Raw genomic sequence first — 2103 nt, forward strand, 5'->3', positions numbered from 1 at the left:
AACACCCCGAAAATTAGTTTTTGTAATCCAAATTTGTATTTTTGAACTATTTGAAAAGCTTTCGGGGTGTGTCCTGCGGATGCAGGGCACACACACGGGTTTTGCGTCAGGCGGGGTGACGTGCATACTTGGAGCTTTGTGCTTCTATTCAAGTTCAGTGCTGGCAGACAGTTTTGTGCTCCGAAACCCGCCCGAACGCAAAGCCCGAAAACGTTATCGGCAACCCTAAAACACCGACAAGACACAACTGTCACACTCTGACATTTTGAGTATCTAACTGTTAAATCATCTAATTTGACAAAAATGAAAAAGACAATTTTAACAGTAATGACCATTGCAAGTTTAACGGCCTGCAATCAATCAAAAACAGAAAATCATAATGTTATGACAGAACAAAAACAAACAGTTGGACTGGTGGAAATTACCACCTTCAAACTAAACAATGGTGTTTCAAGTGCTGACTTTGTAAAATCGGCTGAACAGATGCAAAATGACTTTCTGAAAAGACAGGAAGGATTTATTAAACGAACCCTTACACAATCGGGCGACACACTTTGGACTGACATTGTTTATTGGACAAATAAAGAGAGCCACAGCCAAGCAATGAAACTTGCCGAAAAAACAGAAGCAGTAATTCCCTTTATGGAAAAAATTGATTTTAATTCAGTAAAAATGGATTTAACTAATCCTATGCTAAACAACGAATGACAGCAAAAGAATTAGAAAATTGGATTTTAACGAACTATCAGGATATAATTGTAACAGACGCATATCGAGAGCGTAGCTTTTTTTACAATCCTGATAGTTCGTTGCCCAAAGGCATTTATTTTACGACCATTAAGGAAAGCGATGGACCAAACGATAAGGCTTCAAACCTTGACCGAGAGGGCATTTATAGATTAAGTATTGGAATTGGAAAAAAGTATTATCAAAATTTGTTTGGCAACATTCCAACACGCCCAGCAAAAGGTGGTATCATAAATTACGACTTTGATTTCACCGAACTTGATGTCCTAATGCCTCACCCAATCTATGCTTGGCTGGGTTGGGTAGCTATTAACAACCCAACAGCAAACAACACAGATACTGTAAAACATCTTTTAGATATTTCGTATCAAAATGTTTTGCTTAAATTCAAAAAGAAAAAATGAAAAATCCATTTCATACAGCATACAACGACAGAGACGATATAGAACTTATTACTTCTGCAAAGGACGGTTCTAAATCATCACTGGAAACATTGGTTAAGAAACATCAACATTACATTTACAATGTTGCTTTGAAAATGACTTTAAGTCCATTTGATGCCGAAGACATCACGCAGGAAGTTTTAATTAAGGTAATAACAAACCTTGCCAATTTTAAAGGCGAAAGTAATTTTAGAACTTGGCTTTATCGCATAACCTTCAACCATTTCTTAAAAATGAAAAAGTATTGGTTGGAAGATTATATAACATCGTTTTCTAAATACGGAAAAGAACTTGACCAAATGCAAGACATAGAACTTTCAATAATTGAAAAATCAGAAATGAAAGAATTTATTGAAGATGCAAAAATTGGTTGTATGAGTGGTATGCTTCTGTGCCTTGACAGAGAGCAACGACTTGTTTATATACTTGGTGAAATATTCGGTATAGACCACACAATCGGCTCTGAGATGCTTGACATTTCCAAAGACAATTTCCGCCAACGACTTTCAAGAGCAAGAAAAGACCTTTACCAATTTATGAATAACAAATGTGGGCTTATCAACAAATCAAATCCGTGTCGTTGCGACAAAAAAACAAAAGCATTTATTCAAGCAGGTTGGGTGGACAAGGTAAATTTGAAATTCAACACTTCATACTTAAAACGAATTTCAGAAGTAGCACCTGACAAGTCAAACGATTTAAATGACTTGACAGAAATCAAATATGCCGACCTTTTTAAAACTCAACCATTCCAAGAAAAAGAACACAGCAAAAAACTATTTGTAAACCTACTATCCGACAACAAAGTTAAGGACATCTTTAACTTGAACTAACAAGAAGGGCAGCCGATAATCGAGTAGACTGCCCCACTAGAAACTAGCAGGGAGAGCCTCTCACACCACCGAGCATACGG

General features: G+C 36.7%; 3 protein-coding genes. All 3 read left to right on the forward strand.

Annotation, left to right across the window (positions count from 1 at the left end):
* The first annotated feature begins 303 nt into the window (after nt 1-303).
* From H601_RS16230 to H601_RS0112930, 3 genes are read left to right on the forward strand one after another with little or no spacing between them, the layout of a single operon-like run.
* Nucleotides 304-708, forward strand: a complete 405-nt coding sequence (locus H601_RS16230; RefSeq protein ID WP_156900412.1) for a hypothetical protein — start codon at nt 304-306, stop codon at nt 706-708.
* Nucleotides 705-1151: a DUF6194 family protein gene (locus tag H601_RS0112925; protein WP_026711879.1), complete on the forward strand. Its 447-nt coding sequence runs from the start codon at nt 705-707 to the stop codon at nt 1149-1151. The genes H601_RS16230 and H601_RS0112925 overlap by 4 nt, the downstream gene beginning before the upstream one ends.
* Nucleotides 1148-2023, forward strand: a complete 876-nt coding sequence (locus H601_RS0112930) for an RNA polymerase sigma factor (RefSeq protein WP_026711880.1) — start codon at nt 1148-1150, stop codon at nt 2021-2023. The genes H601_RS0112925 and H601_RS0112930 overlap by 4 nt, the downstream gene beginning before the upstream one ends.
* Nucleotides 2024-2103: the final 80 nt, after the last annotated feature.

It is taken from the genome of Flavobacterium filum DSM 17961, assembly GCF_000425465.1.
GTDB lineage: Bacteria > Bacteroidota > Bacteroidia > Flavobacteriales > Flavobacteriaceae > Flavobacterium > Flavobacterium filum.